The sequence below is a fragment of the Nocardia sp. bgisy134 genome, assembly GCF_965341865.1.
Classification (GTDB): domain Bacteria; phylum Actinomycetota; class Actinomycetes; order Mycobacteriales; family Mycobacteriaceae; genus Nocardia.
The window spans coordinates 263,958-284,153 of the sequence record NZ_CBDQZP010000007.1; the positions used below are offsets into that span (position 1 = coordinate 263,958).

Consider the following 20,196-nt stretch of genomic DNA (forward strand, 5'->3'; position numbering starts at 1 on the left):
TCGACACTCGTGAACGACATCGAAGGCTACACGGAGGCCGCCGAGCGGATCCGGGTCGCGGAGGTTCCGCTCTCGCACCTGTCCATCGAGGTCGGGCACTTCTACATGACCGACTTCGACAACGGCGCGGAACACATTCGGGCGGAATTCCGCCGGCTGGCTCCGCTGGTCGGCGCCTTCACCGCTTTCGCGCGGCGAGACTTCGGCCCGCGGGCACGGGTGAGTACCTGTTTCCTGATCGATGACTACTTCCGTCCGGACGCGGACCCCGCGAGGATCCTCGAGCTGCTGCTGGGCGCGGCGGACGAATGCGGAGTCGCGATCGATTATCTGGCACGCGAGTCCGCCTGCTGGGAGGCCCCGGTCGGTACCCCGGAATCGGCGAGCGCCGAGCGAATTCCGTTGGCGGAGATGGTCGCCGCACGCATCGTCGCCGAGCCGCCGCGGAACTCCACGGGCAGCAGGCCGCCGACAGCCGAATCCGGTTGGCTGTGCAACGGAGTGCGCTCCTCGGACGACGAGCCCGGCGAGGCGATGCATCATGCCGGTCCGTACCGCCCGCCGGAGGAGTTCGGCCGACGGGAGCATTCGATCTTCCTCGACGTCCAGATGTGGAGCAGGGACAACAGCCGAGGCAACGGCGGTGATTCGCGGATCCGGTGGTCGTGCCCCTTCCTCGCGTCGATCTGGCAGCTGTTGCGGCTGGGCATGTTGCGCTACGAAGGCGCGGCCGTCGTCGATCCGCAGCCGTGGCGATGGGAGGACGGGTGGCCGAAGGAGTGGCGGGAGCTTCCTGCGGTGATCCAGCTCAATCCGGCGGCGAAGCCGTTCGCGGCCTATCGGACGCTCTCGCTGCTGCCGCAGCGCTATCTCGGAATCGAGCACGCGGTGCAGGTCATTCTCGACCACGTCGATGTGGATCCGGAAGTCACCGAACAGATCACCCGGCGCGGGTTGGCCGACGGAATCACGGTGCCGCGCAGAGTTGCCGAGCGGATTTCGCACACGATGCTCGGCCCATGGTGATCCCATTGTGGTGTCGCGCTTGGTGTTCGTATCGGTGACCGAACGAGGGGAGTAGTCATGAGGACGATTCGGATCGCGGACGAGAACGACATCGCCACCCTGGACGCGCTGGACGCCCTGTGTTTTCCGCCGGGGGATGTCGACAGGGAGCCGGCTTCCGGCGACGAGCTTCGCGACGGGGTTTCGGGGAGAAGGGTTTTCGTCGCCGAGGACGATATCGGCATCATCGGCTTCATCCACTTCGAGCGCCCCTCGCCGAGTCACATCTACATCAGCTCGCTCGCGGTACATCCGGATCGCCGTCACCGGGGCATCGGCGCTCTTCTCCTCGACCATCTGATGCAGCGGCTGCGCGGATCCGAAAACGGGCGCCTGCCGTCGATCTCGACGGTCACCAGTCCACGGAATTATCCGATGCTGCGACTCTTGTTCTCGCGCAAGTTCGTTGCTCGCACCATGATGCGCGGATATTTCGGGCCGGGGCGAGACCGCGTCTATTGCCAGTACAAGCTGCGAATCGACTACGTGGATCCGGACGAGCGTTACCTGGTGCCGATCGAGGCGGAGGGGCATGTCGATCGACTCCTGTCGGACGAGAACTATGTGATCACCGCGATAGTCGAGCTGCCGTCCGGCTCTGCCTTCGAATTCTGCCGATTCGATCGGGACGATCTGGCAGGCCTGGAATCGGACGAGACATCGACGAGTGTCACTTTCGCGGGAACGATTCTCGCCGCGATCACCTTCGTGCTCGGTTTCTCGCTCTCCTCGAACAACTTTCCCAATCTGGCCAAGGCGCTGCTGCTCGGTTCCACGCTCGCCACGACGATGGCGCTGGTCGTCTACACCAACGCCGCGGGCGAGATCGCGCGGCTGCGTTCCCATATGTTCGAATTGCATATGCGGACCGGGAATGTCTTGTCCGAGTACGGGGGCGTGTATCCATTCCTGATATCCCTGCCGATCGCGTTCGAGCACGCGACGGATTCGTTGCCCGCGGGTCTGGCCGCGTCCGCCTTCTTCGTCGTGAGTCTGGCCTTGTACGAACGGTCGAGATTCTCGATATCGTCGAGATTCCAGCAGAGCATCACCACCAGACTGCTGTTGCTGATCACGGTGACCGGCCCGGTGACCGGTGTGCTCGCGATCCGCTCGGAGATCGGCTCATGGGTATGGACCGTCGGCACCTTCCTGGTGCTCGCGCTGCTCTCGCTGATCTTCCTCACGCGGCGCACCGGCGAACAGCGTCGCGTCAATCCGAACGATCACTGGGATGTGCGTGATTGACCGTGCCGACGCCTGAATTCGTGTCCGATCCGCAGACCCGGCCGCTGGTCGTTCTCGGGGAAGTGCGGACCTGCCTGGTGCCCGACTCGGCAGCATTGAGCCAGGGTGTCGTCCAAGATCTGCTCGCCTTGGTTCCGGGACGGCGCGTGGTGTCTCGTTCGCGCCCGGTGGCTCTGGCGAGCTCGCCGAGCACCGCGATCGGCGTGGACTGCCGGCTGGCGACCGCCTCTGGCACGACCCTGCGCGCGGTGGGGACGGCGGCCGCCAAGGCGGTAGTGGTCGGCGGCAGGGTGCTGCAGAGCTCGGTCCATACCGGGGTGGTCCGGTCCTTCAGCACCCGCAGGCAGGCATGGTCGCACTATCTGGGGCGAGCCGGTGTGACCGAGGTGCTGACGCGAGTGTCCGATGGCGACCGGGTCGGCGCCGACCTGGTCGAGGCGGTCATGCTCTCGGGCGTACCGCCGCCGGAGACGCTCGATCTGGGATCGATCAGCGAGCACCTGCTGCGGCGGGTTCGGATGAACGCGGCGTTGGACCAACGTGTCCCCTTCGTGGCCGAGACGACGAGGCTGCGCTGGGCCGCACGGGTCGTGCCCGATGCGCAGCCGAGCCTGCGGTTCCTGCTCGACGACGAGGCAAGGCGGTGCGCGATCGTCACGGTGGGTGACGAGCGTGAACTGGCCGTGGTACCGCGGTTCTGCGAGGATCTCGCGCTCCACGATTGGCTGCTCACCGTCGTCGGCGCCGAGATCGAGCGAGCGGATCTGCTGACACACAACGGCTCCGAATCGGTGAAGATCGTGGCGACGATGCTCGAGCACGTCGTGCATCTCTGGCTGCCCGGCGCGCACTCGCCCGCGGCATTGCGGGGCGTATGGCGCCAGCTGGAATCGGACCCGGGATTCTCTCGCCAATGGGAATCGCGGATCTACCAGCTCCGCGATCGGCTGTCCGTGGCGACCCTGTCCGCGCTGTACCAGGCGGACCTGAGCAGAACGAACTGGTAGCGCGGCGGGATCACAGCCTGAACCATCGTCGGACCAACAGCGCGAAGAAGACCGAAGTGGCAACGACGCTCAGCCAGGATTCGAACACCAAGAGGGCCCGCCCGGACGAACCGAGCGTTTCCTGATCGTCGGCGCCGAGCGGCGCAAGCGCGCTGACCACGCACAGACGCAGCGCCGTGGTGAGCGAAACGCCCTCGATCGCGACGAGGGCCACGGTGCTGAGGATCAGCACGACACCGATCCAGCCGAGCAGCCGGAACGGGTGAAAACCATAGCCGCACAAGAGATCCGCGGCACGCCCCGCAGTGCGCTGCCACCACGGATAGATTCTTGTCGTCCGTATTCTCGCACTGGCCAGTTCGCAGCGGTCCTGCGCATCGCGATCCTCGTTCACGCCGTACAGCCAGGCGGCGCGGCGGAACGCCATGCGCGCGTGCGCGGGCAGCAAGGCACCGCTCAGCGCGCTTCCGAGGCGCTCATAGGTCTGGGCCAGCCGCTCCCGCTGTACGTGGCTCAAGCTGAGCGGCCCGCGAAATTCGGTCTCCGCCGCCACCAGCGCTTCGATGACCTCACCGAGGAGGCTTCCGGTCGTTTCGTCGTCGGCGTCCGACGGCCGTTCGAAGACAGCGGTATAGAGATGCTGAAAAGTCAGGCTGTCGCCGCGTCGCCGGACGCCGGGTGGCTCGTAGCTCACGAGGATGTTTTCCACATGGGCATACAAGTCTTCGAGAATTCGTTCCTCTGCACCGACGGCCCGTGGCGCCGACTCGCGAAAGCGCTCGACCTCGACCGAGTAGGCGTCAGCGTGGCGCGCGATCCTGGTCGTCATCGACGCGACGAACGGCGAGATCGCCGTTCGGCCCACGTCATCGTCCATGATCGGGCTCCCCAGAATCGAAACGACTCGGATGGTCGTCGCTGTCGACCATAGCAACGGAATTCGCCGACGAAGCCGAAACTTTCACGATTACGCGCGATGGTGCGAGCACGGCAATGCCGAATGCCGCTGGGAGGCCCTTGTTCCCAGCGGCATTCGGGGGCTCGGCAGCCCGGAGGGGGTTTCGGGCTGCCAGACCCGGACCGGTATTCGGGGTTCGGGTTCGAATACCGGACGTCGGTTGCGGTTTACACCTTCGCGTAGGCCAGCGAGGGGACGCGGCCGATGGCGAAGGAGGACCGCAGGTAGAAGAACCAGGTGACGGTCGCCATCACGAGGAAGGCCACCGCGTAGGTCCAGAAGGCGGGCGCCATGCTGCCGAAGTTGATGTTGGACAGGCGAAGCGCCTGCTGCAGCAGGTAGCCTCCGGAGGCGCCGACCGCGCCGATGACGCCGATCGCCGCGCCCGCCTGTCGCTTCGCCGACGCCGCGGCTTCGGCGATGTCCAGGCCGTGCTCGGAGGCGTACTTCTTGGCCTCCGCGCTGAAGATGGACGGGATCATCCGGTAGGTGGAGCCGTTGCCGATGCCGGTGAGGATGAACAGCGCGAGGAAGGCGGTCAGGTAGAGCGGGAAGCTCTTCAGCTCCAGCGCCGCCATGATCCCGGCGACCGCGACGGACATGCCGCAGAAGACGAACAGGGTCATCTTGGCGCCGCCGACCTTGTCGGAGATCCATCCGCCGAACGGACGGCTGAACGAGCCGACCAGGGCGCCGAGGAAGGCCAGGTTGCCCAGCGTGGTGATCCAGCTGATCTTGGCCAGGTCGGGGAAGTTCGCCTTGATGAGGGTGGGGAAGGCGAAGGAGAACCCGATGAAGGAGCCGAAGGTGCCGATGTAGAGGAACGACATCACCCAGGTGTGCCGGTTGGTGAGCGCCAGCTTGTAGGACTTGCCGTCGGACTTGGCGGTGCTGATGCTGTCCATGTAGCGCAGCGCGCCGAAGGTGGCGATCAGGATGAACGGCACCCAGACCAGCACCGAGAGCGTGATGCCGAAGCGGTAGCCCGCCGGATCCTTGGCCGTGAGATGGGTGCCGAGGGTGATCAGCAGCGGCAGCACCAGCTGGGTCTGCGCGACACCGAGATTGCCGCCCGCGGCGTTGATGCCGAGGGCCGCGCCCTTCTTCCCCTCCGGGAAGAAGAACGAGATGTTGGCCATCGACGAGGAGAAGTTGCCGCCGCCGAAGCCGGCCAGCGCCGCGAGCACCATGAACACCCACATCGGCGTGCCCGGCTGGTTCACGAAGTAGGCCAGGCCGAGCGTCGGGATGAGCAGCATGGCCGCGCTGAAGGCGGTGAAGGCGCGCCCGCCGAATTTCGGAATGGCGAAGGTGTACGGAATGCGCAGTGCCGCACCGACGAGCGTCGGGGTGGAGGTGAGCAGCAGGGCGTTGCTGACCGCGGTGGGGTTACCCTTGCCGAGTCCGGCGAGGAAGTCGAAGCCGGCGGCGCCCATGCTGGTGACCACCGTGCCCCAGATGACCCACACGCTGAAGCCGAGATTCTCGGCGAATACCGAGAAGATCAGGTTTTTGCGCGCGGTCAGTTTTCCGCCCGACTCCCAGAATTTCGTGTTGTCCGGTTCCCAGTGCTCCAGCCAGCGGCCACGCTTCTGGTGGCTGAACGATTCCGACTGCTGGCCGGTGGCAGCAACTGTGGCAGTCATCGGCTTCCTCTCGATCTGTCTCGACCGACCCTCATCGCGGCAATCGTCGCGCCGTTGCGACGTTGTTCGTCTCGGGACGCCCCTCCATTCGACAGAGGGGCCGTCGAGTTGCCTTGTACGGTCGAGACAAAGGTAGAAGCCGGTTGTTGCGAGCCAATGGCGTTCCGTGACGTTCCGGGCAAATCCGACTCACATGGGGGAAGAGCCCTCGGTGACCGGTTGGTTACCTGGTCGCCTGCTCTAGAACCGGTTGGAACTATCGGGCGTCCGGGTATTCCGCGATGAGCGAGCCGAGGAAGCAGCGCGCGGCCTGCGCGGCGCGATCGGCGTCGCCGTCGACGACGGCTTGCACCAATTCATTGTGCTCCGCGTCGTAGGAATCGTCGGATTTCGAAGTCCGCGAGCGGATCACCTGTTCGATGGTGGGCAGCAGCGAGTCGTAGAACTCGAGGTACACCGCGTTGTGGCTGGCGACCACGATCGCGCGGTGCAGCGCCACGTCGGCGGCGATGGCGGTGCGGGTGTCCTCGTCCCAGTGGAGGCTGCGTTCCTCTAGCAAACTGCGCAGGTTCGCGATGTCGGCGTCGTCGCGACGGCGCGCCGCCAGCGCGGCGGCGGTGGTGTCGAGGGCCAAGCGCAATTCGAGGACGTCGCGCTCCTCGGCGTCGGCGAAGTACTTGCCGAGCGTGCCACCGACTTCCGAGGCGGCGATCACATAGGTGCCCGAGCCTTGGCGTCGTTCCAGCATGCCGGCGTGCACTAGCGCCTGGACGGCCTCGCGCACCGTATTTCGACCCGTCCCGGTGAGCTCGGTGAGCTCCGGTTCGGTCGGGATGCGGGAGCCGATAGCCCAACGGCCGGAACGAATTTCGGCACGCAGCTGTTCGGTTACCTGGGCGATGAGGCTGGTGCGCCGGACGGGTTGCACCGGAACAGAGTACCGCCCGTCACAAATTGTTGCCGCCGATCATAGGGTCATCCTATGATTTTTCGGTGACAGCGACCCTTCCGGACACCGCGACCCGCCACGAATCCGCCGCCCCCGAGCTGCGCGAGCGCGCGCTCGTCGAGGGCAGGCTGCTCGTCCTCACCGCGATCGTGATGTCCGCACTGGTCCTGCGAGTCGCCGTCACCGCGTTCAGCCCCCTGGCCGAACGGATCGGCGCCGACATCGGTTACTCGACCGCCGTCGTCGGCGTGTTCGGCATGATCCCGACCGCGATGTTCGCCCTCTCGGGCCTGCTGACGCCGCTGCTGGTGCGCCGCATCGGCCTGGAGCGCACCGCGCTGACCGCGATGCTGATGGCGGGCCTCGGCATGCTGATCCGGGCCTCGGTGCACGGCACCGCCGAACTGCTGATCTTCTCCGCGCTCGCGCTCGGCGGCATGGGCATCGGCAACGTGGTGATCCCGCCGCTGGTCAAGCGGTACTTCCCGGACCGGCTCGCGATGATCAGCTCGCTCTACATCACCATGGTGCAGCTGGGCACGGTGGTGCCCGCCCTGATCGCCGTGCCGGTGGCCGAGGCGCACGGTTGGCGGATCTCGGTCGGCCTGTGGGCGCTGCTCGGTTTCGCCGCCGCGGTGCCCTGGCTCGGGGTGCTGCGCGCCCGGCGCGGCCGCGACCTGGCCGACAGCACCGGTATGGGTGCGGACCACAACGAGCCTGCGGGGCAGGTCTGGCGTTCGCCGGTCGCGTGGGGGATGGCGGGCATGTTCGGCATGACCTCGCTGAGCACCTACGCGATCTTCGCCTGGCTGCCCAAAATCCTGGGCGAAGCGGGCGCGAGCGCCGCGTTCGGCGGCACCATGGTCGGTCTGTTCGCCCTTGTCGGGTTGGTGGCCGCGCTCTCGGCGCCGACCCTGGTCGCGCGTTTCCGTAATCCTTTCCCCGTCGTCGTGGTCTGCGCGGCTCTGTTCTTCGTCGCCTTCGCAGGTCTGCTGATCGCACCGATGAGCGCGCCGGTGCTCTGGGTGGTGATCCTCGGCCTCGGCCCGAGCACCTTCCCGATGGCGCTCACCCTCATCAATCTGCGCACCAGGACGCCGCGCGGTTCGGCGGCGCTGTCCGGATTCACCCAGGGCGTCGGTTACGCCGTCGCGTGTGCGGGCCCGTTGCTGTTCGGCATGCTGCACACGGCGACGGGCGGCTGGCTCGCGCCGTTCGCGATGCTGAGCGTCGCGGTGCTGATCTTGCTCGCGGGCGCTTGGCAGGCGTGCAAACCACGCATGCTCGAGGACAGCTGGGCTTGACCGCCCGCGACTCGCCTCATTCGAGTTGCGGGTCGGCACGACGCGGCGCATGCTGTGCGCGTCACACCTCACCGGCCGCTGTGCGCGAGATCGGCTGTTTGTCACCCGTGGAAACCCTTATGTCACACGGGTGAAACATTCGGTTGAAACTCACCCCGATATCCGGGTAATCGTGAGCAACCGTTGATTTGACGGTCATTTCCCGCAGCATTTCGGCAATACCTGTTTCCTACCGTTGGGGCCAACCGATTTTGGGAGGCCCTTGTTGAGCACGCTGACGCGTAACCACAACATCGAGCACTGGGATGCCGAAGACGTCGCGGCCTGGGAGGCGGGCGGCAAGGATATCGCCAAGCGCAACCTGATCTGGTCGGTCTTCGCCGAGCATGTCGGTTTCTCGGTCTGGTCGATCTGGTCGGTGATGGTGCTGTTCATGCCCACCGACAAGTACGGCATCGACCCCGCGGGCAAGTTCTTCCTCGTCGCGATGCCGACGCTGGTCGGCGCGTTCCTGCGGATCCCCTACACCGTGGCCACCGCCCGGTTCGGCGGACGCAACTGGACGATCTTCAGCGCCTTGATGCTGCTGGTCCCGACGCTGTTGACGCTGTACTTCATCAACCAGCCGGGCACGTCCTACACCACCTTTATGGTCGTGGCGGCGTTCGCGGGCTTCGGCGGCGGCAACTTCGCCTCCTCGATGACCAACATCAATGCCTTCTACCCGCAGCGGCTCAAGGGCTGGGCCCTCGGCCTGAACGCGGGCGGCGGCAACATCGGCGTTCCGGTCATCCAGCTGCTCGGCCTGCTGGTCATCGCGACGCTCGGCAACGGCTACGCCTCGCTGATCTGCGCGATCTACCTGGTGCTCGTCGCGCTGGCCGGTGTCGGCGCCGCGCTCTACATGGACAACCTGAAGAACCAGAAGGCCGACCTGTCCTACATGATCACGGCGCTGAAGGTGCCGCAGTCCTGGGCGATCGCCTTCCTCTACATCGGCACCTTCGGTTCGTTCATCGGCTACAGCTTCGCCTTCGGCCAGATCCTGCAGATCAGCTTCAAGGCGGGCGGCGACACCGCCGCGCAGGCCGCGCTGCACGCCGCGCAGATCGCCTTCATCGGCCCGCTGCTCGGTTCGCTGGCCCGCCCGTACGGCGGCAAGTGGGCCGACCGGATCGGCGGCAGCAAGGTCAGCATGTACGTCTTCGGCGCCATGATGGCCGCCGCGCTGCTGGTCGGCCTGGCCAGCACGGCCGCCGACGGCAACAAGGGCGTCGCCACCGGCGGCGTGATGACCGTGCTCGTCATCGGCTTCATCGCCCTGTTCGTGCTCTCCGGCATCGGCAACGGCGCGGTCACCAAGATCATCCCGTCGGTGTTCGACGCCAAGTCCAAGAGCCTGGACGCCGGCCCGGCCGAGCAGGCCGCCTGGTCGCAGAACACCTCCGGCGCGCTCATCGGCTTCGTCGGCGCGATCGGCGCGCTCGGCGGCGTCGGCATCAACCTGGTGCTGCGCACCTCCTATGCCTCGACCAGCTCGGCCACCGCCGCCTTCTGGGTGTTCATGGTCTTCTACGTGGCCTGCGCCACGGTGACCTATCTGGTCTTCCTCCGCCGTCCCACCATGGCCGCCGACACCGACGTCGTGCACGAGGCCGAGGCGCTGGTCCTCGAAGCCGAGGCCGCCGCAACCAAGTCCAACTCGTCGGCTCGCGCCTGACGCCCGAACCATTCCCAGGGAGGTCACCATGAACCCCACAGTCGATCCCGCCCAGCGCAAGACCGCGGTGGTCGTCGGCCACGGTATGGTCGGGCACCGTTTCGTCGAGGCACTGCGCTCGCGCGACGAGGCCGACCAGTGGCAGATCGTCGTCCTCAGCGAGGAGCAACTGCCCGCCTACGACCGCGTCGGCCTGTCCTCCTACGTCGGCACCTGGGACGCGAGCGCGCTCGCGCTGCCGGGCAACGAGTACGCCGGTGACGCGCTGGTGGAGCTGCGCCTCGGCCAGCGCGCCGAGACCATCGACCGCGAGGCGCGCAAGGTCGTCACCTCGGCGGGCGACACCATCGCCTACGACGCGCTGGTGCTGGCCACCGGTTCCTACGCCTTCGTGCCGCCGGTGCCGGGCCACGATCTGGATGGCTGCTTCGTCTACCGCACCATCGAGGATCTGGACGGCATCCGGGCCGCCGCCGAAGCGGCGGGCCCCGGCGCGATCGGCGTGGTGGTCGGCGGCGGTCTGCTCGGCCTGGAGGCGGCCAACGCGCTGCGCCTGCTCGGTATGACCCCGCACGTCATCGAATACAACGACCGGCTGATGCCCGCGCAGGTCGACGCGGGCGGCGGCGCGATCCTGGAGCGCTTGGTCACCGACCTCGGCCTGAACGTGCACACCGGCGTCGGCACCCAGGCGATCGAGGCCGTGGGCGAGAGCAAGCTGAAGCTGACCCTCTCCGACGAGTCGGTCATCGAGGACGCCTCGCTCGTGGTGTTCTCCGCGGGCATCCGTCCGCGCGACCAGATCGCCCGCGACGCGGGCATCGAAGTCGGTCCGCGCGGCGGCATCATCACCGACCTGGGCCTGCAGACCTCGGACCCGAACATCTGGGCCATCGGCGAGTGCGCCGCGGTCGAGGGCATCTGCTACGGCCTGGTCGCCCCCGGTTACAGCACCGCCGAGGTGGTCGCCGACCGGCTGCTCGGCGGCGCGGGCGAATTCCCCGGCGCCGACATGTCCACCAAGCTGAAGCTGCTCGGCGTCGACGTGGCCAGCTTCGGTGACGCGCACGGCACCACCGAGGGCGCGCTGTCGGTCGTGCTGCACGACGCGGCCAAGGGCACCTACGCCAAGCTCGTCGTCTCCGACGACGCCCAGATCCTGCTCGGCGGCATCCTGGTCGGCGACGCCTCCGCGTACTCGGCCCTGCGTCCGCTGGTGGGCCGCCCGCTGCCCGCCGATCCCGCCTCGCTGATCTCCCCGGCGGGCGCGGAACTCGGCGCGGACGCCCTGCCCGACGACGCGCAGATCTGTTCCTGCAACAACGTCAGCAAGGGCGCGATCTGCGGCGCGATCGCCGAGGGCGCCTGCGATGTGCCCGCCATCAAGAGCTGCACCAACGCGGGCACCTCCTGCGGCGGCTGCGTGCCGATGCTCAAGAAGCTGCTCGAGCAGTCCGGCGTCGAGGTCTCCAAGTCGCTGTGCGAGCACTTCACCCAGTCGCGCGCCGAGCTGTTCCAGATCGTCCAGGTCACCGGTATCCGCACCTTCTCGGGCCTGATCGCCAAGTACGGCAAGGGAACCGGCTGCGACATCTGCAAGCCGACCGTCGCCTCCATCCTGGCCTCCACCTCGAGTGATCACATCCTCGACGGCGAGCAGGCCGCGCTGCAGGACACCAACGACCACTTCCTGGCCAACCTGCAGAAGAACGGCACCTACTCGGTGGTGCCGCGGATGCCGGGCGGCGAGGTCACCGCCGAGCAGCTGATCACCATCGGCGAGGTGGCCAAGGAGTTCGGCCTCTACGTCAAGGTCACCGGCGGCCAGCGCATCGACCTGTTCGGCGCGCGCGTCGAGCAGCTGCCGAAGATCTGGCAGCGCCTGGTGGACGCGGGCATGGAATCCGGCCACGCGTACGGCAAGTCGCTGCGCACCGTCAAGAGCTGCGTCGGCTCCACCTGGTGCCGTTACGGTCAGCAGGATTCGGTCGGCATGGCCGTGCTGCTCGAAAAGCGTTACCGCGGACTGCGTTCCCCGCACAAGCTGAAGCTGGCCGTCTCCGGCTGCGCCCGCGAATGCGCCGAGGCGCGCGGCAAGGACGTCGGCGTGATCGCCACCGAGCACGGCTGGAACCTCTACGTCGGCGGCAACGGCGGTCTGACCCCGAAGCACGCGGTGCTGCTCGCCGGTGACCTCGACGACGAGACGCTGATCAAGTACATCGACCGCTACCTGATGTTCTACATCCGCACCGCCGACCGGCTGCAGCGCACCGCGCCGTGGCAGGAGGCGCTCGAGGGTGGCATGGACTACCTCAAGGCGGTCGTCTGCGAGGACAGCCTCGGCATCGCCGACGAGCTGGAGGCCGCCATGGCCAAGCACGTCGACGGATACAAGGACGAGTGGGCCGCGGTGCTCGACGACGAGGAGAAGCTCTCGCGCTTCGTCTCCTTCGTCAACGCGCCGGAAGAGTCCGACCCGACCATCTCGTTCGACGACAGCGGCGAGCGCAAAGTGCCGGTGCTGTTGGGTGTGCCACAAATGCCGGCCGCCACGCACGGGAAATAACGTCTTAACCGTGTGGAAACAGGACGCCGGTACCAATGAGTATGGCGTTCGGAGGAGGAACCCGATGACCGTGATCGATACACCCAGCATCTCGCCAGCTACGGCCACCGGTTGGACGCAGGCATGCCGACTCGACTATTTGATCCCCGGCCGCGGCGTTGCGGTGTTGCTGAAGGGTGGCCAGCAGGCCGCTCTGTTTCGACTGACCGACGGCAGCGTCTACGCCGTCGGCAATATCGATCCGTTCGGTCGCGCGGCCGTCATGTCGCGCGGGATCGTCGGTGATCGCGGCGGCGTGCCCGTCGTGGCCTCGCCGCTGCTGAAGCAGGCGTTCTCGTTGCTCGACGGGCGATGCCTGGACGACGAATCGGCGGCGCTGCCGGTGTACGCGGTGCGTGTCGACGACAGCATCGTTTCGGTTTCCAACGAGCCGGCGGCGCTCGACTCCTCGGACGGGTGAACATCCATGACGACAACTGAGGCGGGCGCCTGTCTCGCCGGATTCACGGTGGGCATCACGGCGGCGCGGCGGGCCGAGGAGTTCGCCACCCTGCTGGTCAGAAGGGGCGCCACCGTCGTGTCGGCGCCCGCCATCCGGATCATTCCGCTGGCCGACGACAACGAATTGGAGCGGGTCACCCGGACGCTGGTCGCCGAGCCGCCGCAGATCACCGTGGCCACCACCGGCATCGGTTTCCGCGGCTGGATGGAGGCGGCCGAAGGCTGGGGTCTGGCCGAAGACCTGCGCAGCACGCTGGCCGCCACCCGCATGCTGGCCCGCGGCCCGAAGGCCAAGGGCGCCATCCGCGCCGCGGAACTGCGCGAGGAATGGTCGCCCGCCTCCGAATCCTCCGCCGAGGTGCTCGATCACCTGCTGGCCGAGGGCGTGGAGGGCGTGCGGATCGCGGTGCAGCTGCACGGCGCCACCACCGAGTGGGAGCCGGTCCCCGATTTCTGCGAGGTATTGCGTTGCGCCGGAGCGGATGTCGTTCCGGTGCCGGTGTACCGCTGGACTCCACCCGCCGATCAGGGTCCGATGGACCAGCTGATCGAGGCGATCGTCACCGCGAGCCTGGACTGCGTGACCTTCACCAGCGCTCCCGCCGTGGCGTCGATGTTGATGCGCGCCAAGGAAACCGGACTGTTGGAGGGTGTGCTGCACGCCCTGCGCGGCCGGGTGCTCGCGGCGTGTGTCGGGCCGATCACCGCTGCGCCGCTGGAAGAGCTCGGCGTGCCGACCTCGATGCCGGGGCGTGCGCGGCTCGGCGCCCTGGCCAGGCACGTGGCCGAGGAACTGCCCAGGCGGGCCAACCGGATTCATGCCGCCGGACACAACATCAGCGTGCGCGGCGCCTGCGTCGTCGTCGACGGTCAGGTGCGTCAGCTGGCGCCCGCGCCGATGGCGCTGATGCGGTCGCTGGCTCGCCAGCCCGGTCGGGTGGTCTCCCGCGAGGACCTGCTCTCGGCGCTACCCGGCGGCGGTGACGACACGCACGCCGTGGAGACGGCGATCGCCCGGCTGCGGGCCGGGCTCGGCACGCCGAAGGCGATCCAGACCGTGGTCAAGCGCGGCTACCGGCTCGCCTTGGATCCGGCCGAGTGCACCGACAACAATCCGCGCCAGCTGCCGCCGACGCGGCCGCAGGGACCCGGTATCGGCGCGCCCGTGCGTGCTCCCAAATACGCCCCGCAAGCGATGGGAAGCTGGTGAGCACGCCGGCCCTGGTGCTGGTGGCGCACGGCACCCGAAGCACCAGGGGTGTGGAGATGATCGCCGCGCTCGCCGAGGCGGTCTCCCGTGAACTCGGTGCGGCGCAGGCTGTTCCGGAGCTGGGCGCCGCGATTTCGGGGCGCGGCGCCCACACCGGCGCGCCCGTCGTCCGCACCGCTTTCGTCGACGTGCTCGGCCCGTCGCCGTCGGAGGTGTTGCGCGACCTGAGCGGCGCGGCGGAATCCGTTCCCGCCGTAGTGGTTCCGGCCTTCCTCGCCTCCGGTTACCACGTCTACCAGGACGTGCCGCGCGAGGTCGCCGAGAGCGGCAACGACGCGGTGGCCGTCACCCCGGCCATGGGGCCGGACCCGGCGCTGGCCAGGATCATGGCGATGCGGTTGCGTGCGGCGGGCTGGCGGCCCGGTGACGCGGTCGTGTTCGCCGCGGCGGGCTCCTCGGATGCGCGTGCGCGCCACGATGTTCGGCGCGCGGCCGCGATGCTGGCCGAGCACCTCGACGCGCCGGTGCGCATCGGCTACGTCGCCACCGGCGCCCCCCGCGTCCCCGAGGTGGTCACGGATCTTCGTGCCTCCGGCGCGCGGCGGGTGTTCATCGCGTCCTACCTGCTGGCGCACGGCCTGTTCCAGCAGCGCCTGCACGACGCGGGCGCCGACGGCGTCGCCGAGCCCATCGGCGTGCACCCCGCGGTCGTCCGGCTCATCGCCGACCGCTACCGCGCAGCCGTCCTTGACCTGGCCAAAACCCGCGTACGCTGAGCACCGCCCCGGTCAGGGCCGCTGAGGGAGGCGGCCCTGACCGGGGATGCTTACGGCTCGGCCGACGTGTACTCCCCGCAGCCCCGCACCTGTCACTGATGGCGTGAGGTGGCGGAAAACTCTGTGTCGTCAGAGGATTGGATACCGCCGAAGTACGGACGTCCGCGTTCAATACTCGAGTTCGGACCAGGGAATGCGAATCGGGAACGGGTGGTCGATATCGATCCCATCCGTGTCGCCGGGGATCCACTCGCCTGCCACGATGTAGTTGGTTCGCCGCAGCGGGCGGACGCCTTCGGGGAGTTGGCCCGGCGCGGTCTCCAGCACGTACGCGCGAATGCTGGCGATGCCGCGAGGGTCGCGCGCCAGCCGGACCTCCCAATACCACGGGATACCACTGCCCGCATATCGGGCTTTCTTGGCTTCGATGTCTGTCCCGAGGTCCACACTGTGACCCATGGCTTACGACGAGGAACTGGCCGAGCGGATCCGCGACCTGATCGAGCCCGGCCCTGACGTGACCGAGAAGAAGATGTTCGGCGGCCTCGCCTTCCTGATCGGCGGCAACATGGCGGTGGCGGCCAGCCGCCAGGGCGGACTGCTGGTCCGCATCGATCCCGCCGAGGGCGGCGCCTTGATCGACGACGACTCCGTGAAGCCCATGATCATGGGCGGCCGCGAAATGGACGGCTGGGTCCGCGTCACCGGCGCAGCGATCCACAACGACACCACCCTGCGCGAGTGGGTCGACCGCGGCGTCGGCTACGCCCGCTCCCTCCCGGCCAAGCGCTAGCCGATCGCCGTCTCGAGGTGCGCTTGTCACTGCGCGACGTTCCACTGATAGGGGCAATCTCGTTTCGAATCGGACAGTTTGGACGGATTCGTTGTCGGCCCTTCCGTGACTGTCGCGGGCTCGATACGCTGCGGCGATGATGCCCATTGTGCGCGGGGTCGTCGTGGTGGCGGCGCTCGGCGGGTCGCTCGGCGGGTCGCTGGTCGGGGTGGGGCGGGCGGAGGGTACGCCCGGGTCGGAGATCACGGCGGTCACCCTTGGGCAGGCGCAGATTCCGGCGGGGCTGTTGCCGTTCGTGGCGGGGACCGATCTGGTGGCTCGGGAGATCACGATCGGGCCGGGTGGGTCCACCGGGTGGCACTTTCACGACGGGCCGGTCTTCGGGTTCGTTCGATCCGGCACGCTCACTCATCCCGGGCCGGATTGTGTGGCGCCGGTGTATCGCGCCGGGGATTTCATCTACGAACCGGCGGGGGAGTGGAACGTGCACATCGGCCAGAATCTCGGGACGGAGCCGTTGGTTCTCGACGTCGTCTACGCTCCGCCGACGGGCGATCCCCTGTTCCGGGACGCGCCGGCTCCGGACTGCGCCTGAACCGCCGGAAAAAATTCTCGAGATTTCCGCCGAAGTATGTCGAAGCCCTCGAATCGGCTCCGACCAACGGGTGACAGCAAGGTCAAACCATTCAAAGGAGCCCATCATGGCCGTCACCACCTTCTTCTGGTTCGAGTCCGAGGCCGAGCAGGCCGCCACCCGCTACGTCGAACTGGTGCCCCGCTCCCGCGTCACCGACATCACCCGCCACCCCGACGGCTCGGCCTTCGTGGTCTCCCTCGAACTCGACGGCCAGTCGGTCACATTCATGAACGGCGGCCCCGGCCACCCGCAGACCGACGCCGCCTCTATCCAGGTCACGGTCGACACCCAAGACGAGGTCGACCGCCTCTGGGACGCCCTCACCGACGGCGGCGCACCCGGCGAATGCGGCTGGCTCGTCGACCGCTACGGCATGCACTGGCAGGTCGTCCCCGCACCCCTCCTCGACCTGCTGTCCGGCACCGACCCGCCCAAAACCGCCGCCGTCGGCACCGCCCTGCGCACCATGTCCAAACTGGACCTGAAAGTCCTGCGCGACGCCTACGACAACGCCTGAGCTGCGAACGACTGTCCCCACCAAAAGAATTCGCCCCCACCCGATCGCGGTGGGGGCGAATTGGCATCGGAATTCAGCGCCAGCGGTCCGGGGTGACCGGGGCGTCCCAGGCGCGCGCGTAGCGGCGGGTGTCGGTGGCGTTGGGTTGCTTGTGGCGGTAGACGATGTAGGGGCGGGTGAGGTAGCCGACGGGGGCGCTGAACATGTGGACCAGGCGGGTGTAGGGCCACAGGGCGACCAAGGTCAGGACGACCAGCCCGTGGAGCTGGAACGGCCACGGGGTGTCGACCATCAGTTCCGGTTGCGGGTTCAGGGTGAACAGGCTGCGGAACCAGGGAGAGACGGTTTCGCGGTAGTTGTAGGTGCCGAACAGCAGGTTGGCGCCCCAGGTGTTCGTCAGGCCGGTGACCAGCGCGGCGGTGAGCAGGGCGTACATCAGCTTGTCGTTGGCGGTGGTGGCTTTGCGTACCGCGGTCACCGTGAACCGGCGGTAGAGCAGAATGCCGACACCGGCCAGCACGGAGAGCCCCGCCACCGAACCGGCGCCGACGGCGATCAGGTGATAGGTGTGGTCACTGATGCCGACCGCCGCGGTCCAGGACTCCGGGATCAGCACGCCGAGCACGTGCCCGAAGAACACGCCGAGCATGCCGAAGTGGAACAGGGGGCTGCCCAGCCGCAGCAGCTTGCTCTCGTAGATCTGCGAGGACCGGGTGGTCCAGCCGAACTGATCGTTGCGGTAGCGCCAGATGTGCCCGAGCACGAACGAGGTGAACGCGACGTACGGCAGGATCAGCCACAATTCGACGGGCAGGTGCAGGACGGCGTTCATCGACGGCCTTCCGATTGAGCGAACATCGTGGGGTCCATGGCGAAGGGCTCGAGGCCGACCTCTTCCTCCGGCGGTCCCTCGGCCGCGAGCTCGGCGATGCGCCGACGATCGGCCGTGGTGAGCGGCGGCAGCGTGGCCACCACCGCGGCCAGCGCTCCCGCGTACGGAGAACCGCTGTCGGACAACGAGAGTCGTAGCAATTCGATAACCGGAAGGTGCTCGCCGAGCAGGCGCTCACCACCGATCGGGTCCACCGTCGCGGCGAATTCGAGCAGCACGGGCAGGTGGTCGGGCAGTTCCTGATCCCCCAGCTCCACCCCGGCGTGCCGGTAGGCGTGCTTGAAACGCAGCAGCGCCATGCCCCGCTTGCGGGTGTCGCCGTAGGCGTAGAAGGTCAGGTGCAGGCTGGCGCGCCGCCGCAGGTCGAAGGTCGCCACGTAGTCGGCGGCCAGGTCGATCGGCGACGTCGTGCGCAGATGAGTCAGCAGTCCGGCCAGCTGCGGCCGCACCTCGTCGGGCAGTTGCTCTGCCGCACTGGACAATTGGTCCAGCATAGCGAGCGTCTCCCGGCTCGGGTAGTCGAGCAGCAGTGCGACCAGCCGCCACACCAGGCGGCGCTCGCGCTCGGCCATCCGCACGGCCGGCTCGGGCCGCCGCCGCAGCTTCAGCAGACTCATCGGGACGCCCCGCTAGACGTCGCGGACACGTCGGACGAACCGTTCCCGGCAGCGCCGTTACTGCCGTTCACGGCCTCTCCCGCGGCAGCGCCGTTGCTGCCGTTAGCTTTCGCGCCGTTGTGCCCGGCGCCGTTGGCTGCCGAGCCGTTCGATCCAGCGCCGTTGGACTCAGCACCATTTGGCCCAGCGCCGTTCCCGGACGGAACCAACCCCGTGGTGCTCTTCCCGTCCCAGTTGAGCAGATTGATCCGGTTCGACTTCTCATCCGGTGCGGCGCCATTGGTGTCGGTCAGGTGGAACTTCTCCACCATCTGGTCGAACGCCGTCATGCCCGGCCCGCCGTCGGTGTCCAGGCTGCACCCGGTGGCCAGCGAATCCAGTTCGTGCGCCTGCGAAGTCGCGCCCTGCGGGATCACGTAGCGGTGCTCGTACTTCGCGATGGCCAGCAGCCGGTAGAGCGACTCGATCTCCTCGGGCTCCAACCGCACCGACGGCGCGATCGAGGGGTCCGGCTCCTCGCCGAGGTTCACCGACCGCATGAACGACCGCATGGCGGCGAGCCTTTGCAGCGAAGCCCGCACCGGACCGATCTCACCCGCGGTGAACAGTTCGGCCAGGTACTCCACCGGGATGCGCAGCGCGTCGATGGCGCCGAACAAGTTCGCGTGGTTCTCTCCGTCGTGCCCGGTCTCGGTGAGCACGTCCACCACCGGCGACAGCGGCGGCACGTACCAGACCATCGGCATGGTGCGGTATTCCGGATGCAGCGGCAGCGCGATCTGGTAGTCCACGATCAGCTTGTAGACCGGCGAATCCTGCGCCGCCTGAATCCATTCCGGCGAGATCCCGGCGCGCTCGGCCTCGGCGATCACCCGCGGGTCGTGCGGGTTGAGGAAGACGCCGAGCTGCGAGGGGTACAGATCCTTGGTGTCGGTGACCGACGCAGCCTCCTGCACCTTGTCCGCGTCGTAGAGCATGACGCCGATGTAGCGCAGCCGCCCGACGCAGGTCTCCGAGCACACCGTCGGGATGCCGACCTCGACACGCGGGTAGCAGAAGGTGCACTTCTCCGCTTTGCCCGTCTTGTGGTTGAAGTAGATCTTCTTGTACGGGCAGCCGGTGATGCACTGCCGCCAGCCGCGGCACTTGTCCTGGTCCACCAGCACGATGCCGTCCTCGGCGCGCTTGTAGATCGCGCCGGACGGGCAGGACGCCGCGCACGACGGGTTCAGGCAGTGCTCGCAGATGCGCGGCAGGTAGAACATGAAGGTCTCTTCGAACTCCAGTTTCACCTTGTCCGAGAGCCGGTTCAGCAGCGGGTCCTTGCCCACCTGCTCGGGGCCGGAGCCGAGGTCGTCGTCCCAGTTCGCGCCCCAGGTGACCTTCGTGTCCTCGCCGGTGATCAGCGATTTCGGCCGCGCCACCGGCGTGGTGTCGATGGCGGGGGAGGACAGCAGGTTGTCGTAGTCGTAGCTCCACGGGTCGTAGTAGTCCGACACGGTGGGCAGGTCCGGGTTGGCGAAGATATTGAGCAGCCGCTTCATTCGCGAACCGGACTTCAGGGTCAGCTTGCCGCGCTTGGTGAGCGTCCAGCCGCCCTTCCACTTCTCCTGGTCCTGGTACTGGCGCGGATAACCCTGTCCGGGACGGGTTTCCACGTTGTTGAACCAGACGTACTCGGTGCCGCCGCGGTTGGTCCACGCCTGCTTGCAGGTGACGCTGCAGGTGTGACAGCCGATGCACTTGTCCAGGTTCATCACCATGGCGAGCTGAGCCATGACACGCAT

The 20,196-nt window shown here is 67.6% G+C and carries 19 protein-coding genes; 12 read left to right on the forward strand and 7 right to left on the reverse strand.

The window, feature by feature from the left end; genetic code table 11:
- Positions 1 to 9: 9 nt before the first annotated feature.
- Genes ACRWNM_RS15375 through ACRWNM_RS15385 form a run of 3 tightly spaced genes read left to right on the forward strand, consistent with a single transcriptional unit; the run spans position 10 to position 3,320 of the window.
- Positions 10 to 1,026, forward strand: a complete 1,017-nt coding sequence (locus ACRWNM_RS15375; protein ID WP_431967879.1) for an SCO2522 family protein — start codon at positions 10 to 12, stop codon at positions 1,024 to 1,026.
- Positions 1,027 to 1,083: 57 nt separating this feature from the next.
- Positions 1,084 to 2,313, forward strand: coding sequence for a GNAT family N-acetyltransferase (locus ACRWNM_RS15380; protein WP_431967881.1), 1,230 nt, complete (start codon positions 1,084 to 1,086; stop codon positions 2,311 to 2,313).
- A gap of 20 nt (positions 2,314 to 2,333) precedes the next feature.
- Positions 2,334 to 3,320 carry an SCO2521 family protein gene (locus ACRWNM_RS15385; protein ID WP_431967883.1) on the forward strand — a complete coding sequence of 329 codons (987 nt, stop codon included), beginning with the start codon at positions 2,334 to 2,336 and terminating at the stop codon, positions 3,318 to 3,320.
- Positions 3,321 to 3,330: 10 nt separating this feature from the next.
- Here the strand turns inward: ACRWNM_RS15385 and ACRWNM_RS15390 are convergent, their stop codons facing one another.
- The 3 genes from ACRWNM_RS15390 to ACRWNM_RS15400 all read right to left on the reverse strand — a co-directional run bounded on the left by ACRWNM_RS15390 (position 3,331) and on the right by ACRWNM_RS15400 (position 6,852).
- Positions 3,331 to 4,197: a hypothetical protein gene (locus tag ACRWNM_RS15390; protein ID WP_431967885.1), complete on the reverse strand. Its 867-nt coding sequence runs from the start codon at positions 4,195 to 4,197 to the stop codon at positions 3,331 to 3,333.
- 248 nt (positions 4,198 to 4,445) lie between these two features.
- Complete coding sequence (locus ACRWNM_RS15395; RefSeq protein WP_431967887.1) at positions 4,446 to 5,924, reverse strand: MFS transporter; 1,479 nt, start codon at positions 5,922 to 5,924, stop codon at positions 4,446 to 4,448.
- Positions 5,925 to 6,180: 256 nt separating this feature from the next.
- Positions 6,181 to 6,852, reverse strand: a complete 672-nt coding sequence (locus tag ACRWNM_RS15400) for a FadR/GntR family transcriptional regulator (RefSeq protein ID WP_431967889.1) — start codon at positions 6,850 to 6,852, stop codon at positions 6,181 to 6,183.
- A 65-nt stretch (positions 6,853 to 6,917) separates the two neighbouring features.
- Between ACRWNM_RS15400 and ACRWNM_RS15405 the strand changes: the two genes are divergently transcribed.
- From ACRWNM_RS15405 to ACRWNM_RS15430, 6 genes are all read left to right on the forward strand, one after another.
- The gene (locus tag ACRWNM_RS15405) at positions 6,918 to 8,177 is read left to right on the forward strand and encodes a CynX/NimT family MFS transporter (protein WP_431967891.1); all 1,260 of its coding nucleotides are present in this window, start codon (positions 6,918 to 6,920) and stop codon (positions 8,175 to 8,177) included.
- A 262-nt stretch (positions 8,178 to 8,439) separates the two neighbouring features.
- Positions 8,440 to 9,897 carry a nitrate/nitrite transporter gene (locus tag ACRWNM_RS15410; protein ID WP_431967893.1) on the forward strand — a complete coding sequence of 486 codons (1,458 nt, stop codon included), beginning with the start codon at positions 8,440 to 8,442 and terminating at the stop codon, positions 9,895 to 9,897.
- 28 nt (positions 9,898 to 9,925) lie between these two features.
- Positions 9,926 to 12,466, forward strand: a complete 2,541-nt coding sequence (gene nirB, locus ACRWNM_RS15415; RefSeq protein ID WP_431967895.1) for a nitrite reductase large subunit NirB — start codon at positions 9,926 to 9,928, stop codon at positions 12,464 to 12,466.
- Between the two features lie 64 nt (positions 12,467 to 12,530).
- The gene (gene nirD, locus ACRWNM_RS15420) at positions 12,531 to 12,926 is read left to right on the forward strand and encodes a nitrite reductase small subunit NirD (RefSeq protein WP_431968005.1); all 396 of its coding nucleotides are present in this window, start codon (positions 12,531 to 12,533) and stop codon (positions 12,924 to 12,926) included.
- Positions 12,927 to 12,932: 6 nt separating this feature from the next.
- A complete protein-coding gene (locus ACRWNM_RS15425; protein WP_431967897.1) occupies positions 12,933 to 14,177 on the forward strand; it encodes a uroporphyrinogen-III synthase in 1,245 nt (414 codons plus the stop codon).
- Complete coding sequence (locus ACRWNM_RS15430) at positions 14,174 to 14,953, forward strand: sirohydrochlorin chelatase (RefSeq protein ID WP_431967899.1); 780 nt, start codon at positions 14,174 to 14,176, stop codon at positions 14,951 to 14,953. Before ACRWNM_RS15425 ends, ACRWNM_RS15430 begins: the two co-directional genes overlap by 4 nt.
- A gap of 168 nt (positions 14,954 to 15,121) precedes the next feature.
- Here ACRWNM_RS15430 and ACRWNM_RS15435 read toward each other — a convergent pair whose 3' ends face one another.
- Complete coding sequence (locus ACRWNM_RS15435) at positions 15,122 to 15,400, reverse strand: hypothetical protein (protein ID WP_431967901.1); 279 nt, start codon at positions 15,398 to 15,400, stop codon at positions 15,122 to 15,124.
- A gap of 10 nt (positions 15,401 to 15,410) precedes the next feature.
- Between ACRWNM_RS15435 and ACRWNM_RS15440 the strand changes: the two genes are divergently transcribed.
- The 3 genes from ACRWNM_RS15440 (at position 15,411) to ACRWNM_RS15450 (ending at position 16,900) form a co-directional block, all read left to right on the forward strand.
- Positions 15,411 to 15,746, forward strand: a complete 336-nt coding sequence (locus tag ACRWNM_RS15440) for a TfoX/Sxy family protein (RefSeq protein ID WP_431967903.1) — start codon at positions 15,411 to 15,413, stop codon at positions 15,744 to 15,746.
- A 136-nt stretch (positions 15,747 to 15,882) separates the two neighbouring features.
- The gene (locus tag ACRWNM_RS15445; protein WP_431967905.1) at positions 15,883 to 16,341 is read left to right on the forward strand and encodes a cupin domain-containing protein; all 459 of its coding nucleotides are present in this window, start codon (positions 15,883 to 15,885) and stop codon (positions 16,339 to 16,341) included.
- Positions 16,342 to 16,447: 106 nt separating this feature from the next.
- The gene (locus ACRWNM_RS15450; protein WP_431967907.1) at positions 16,448 to 16,900 is read left to right on the forward strand and encodes a VOC family protein; all 453 of its coding nucleotides are present in this window, start codon (positions 16,448 to 16,450) and stop codon (positions 16,898 to 16,900) included.
- Between the two features lie 73 nt (positions 16,901 to 16,973).
- Here the strand turns inward: ACRWNM_RS15450 and narI are convergent, their stop codons facing one another.
- The 3 genes from narI to narH are packed head-to-tail and all read right to left on the reverse strand — an operon-like array spanning position 16,974 to position 20,196.
- Positions 16,974 to 17,732, reverse strand: coding sequence for a respiratory nitrate reductase subunit gamma (narI, locus tag ACRWNM_RS15455; RefSeq protein WP_431967909.1), 759 nt, complete (start codon positions 17,730 to 17,732; stop codon positions 16,974 to 16,976).
- A complete protein-coding gene (narJ, locus tag ACRWNM_RS15460) occupies positions 17,729 to 18,409 on the reverse strand; it encodes a nitrate reductase molybdenum cofactor assembly chaperone (protein WP_431967911.1) in 681 nt (226 codons plus the stop codon). The genes narI and narJ overlap by 4 nt, the downstream gene beginning before the upstream one ends.
- Positions 18,406 to 20,196: a nitrate reductase subunit beta gene (narH, locus tag ACRWNM_RS15465; RefSeq protein ID WP_431967913.1), complete on the reverse strand. Its 1,791-nt coding sequence runs from the start codon at positions 20,194 to 20,196 to the stop codon at positions 18,406 to 18,408. Before narH ends, narJ begins: the two co-directional genes overlap by 4 nt.

Bases quoted from the DNA above. Each gene is read 5' to 3' on its own strand.
- ACRWNM_RS15380 (WP_431967881.1), top strand. From the start codon at position 1,084: ATGAGGACGATTCGGATCGCGGACGAGAACGACATCGCCACCCTGGAC.
- ACRWNM_RS15390 (WP_431967885.1), bottom strand. From the start codon at position 4,197: ATGGACGATGACGTGGGCCGAACGGCGATCTCGCCGTTCGTCGCGTCG.
- ACRWNM_RS15395 (WP_431967887.1), bottom strand. From the start codon at position 5,924: ATGACTGCCACAGTTGCTGCCACCGGCCAGCAGTCGGAATCGTTCAGC.
- nirB (WP_431967895.1), top strand. From the start codon at position 9,926: ATGAACCCCACAGTCGATCCCGCCCAGCGCAAGACCGCGGTGGTCGTC.
- nirD (WP_431968005.1), top strand. From the start codon at position 12,531: ATGACCGTGATCGATACACCCAGCATCTCGCCAGCTACGGCCACCGGT.
- ACRWNM_RS15425 (WP_431967897.1), top strand. From the start codon at position 12,933: ATGACGACAACTGAGGCGGGCGCCTGTCTCGCCGGATTCACGGTGGGC.
- ACRWNM_RS15440 (WP_431967903.1), top strand. From the start codon at position 15,411: ATGGCTTACGACGAGGAACTGGCCGAGCGGATCCGCGACCTGATCGAG.
- ACRWNM_RS15445 (WP_431967905.1), top strand. From the start codon at position 15,883: ATGATGCCCATTGTGCGCGGGGTCGTCGTGGTGGCGGCGCTCGGCGGG.
- ACRWNM_RS15450 (WP_431967907.1), top strand. From the start codon at position 16,448: ATGGCCGTCACCACCTTCTTCTGGTTCGAGTCCGAGGCCGAGCAGGCC.
- narI (WP_431967909.1), bottom strand. From the start codon at position 17,732: ATGAACGCCGTCCTGCACCTGCCCGTCGAATTGTGGCTGATCCTGCCG.
- narJ (WP_431967911.1), bottom strand. From the start codon at position 18,409: ATGAGTCTGCTGAAGCTGCGGCGGCGGCCCGAGCCGGCCGTGCGGATG.
- narH (WP_431967913.1), bottom strand. From the start codon at position 20,196: ATGCGTGTCATGGCTCAGCTCGCCATGGTGATGAACCTGGACAAGTGC.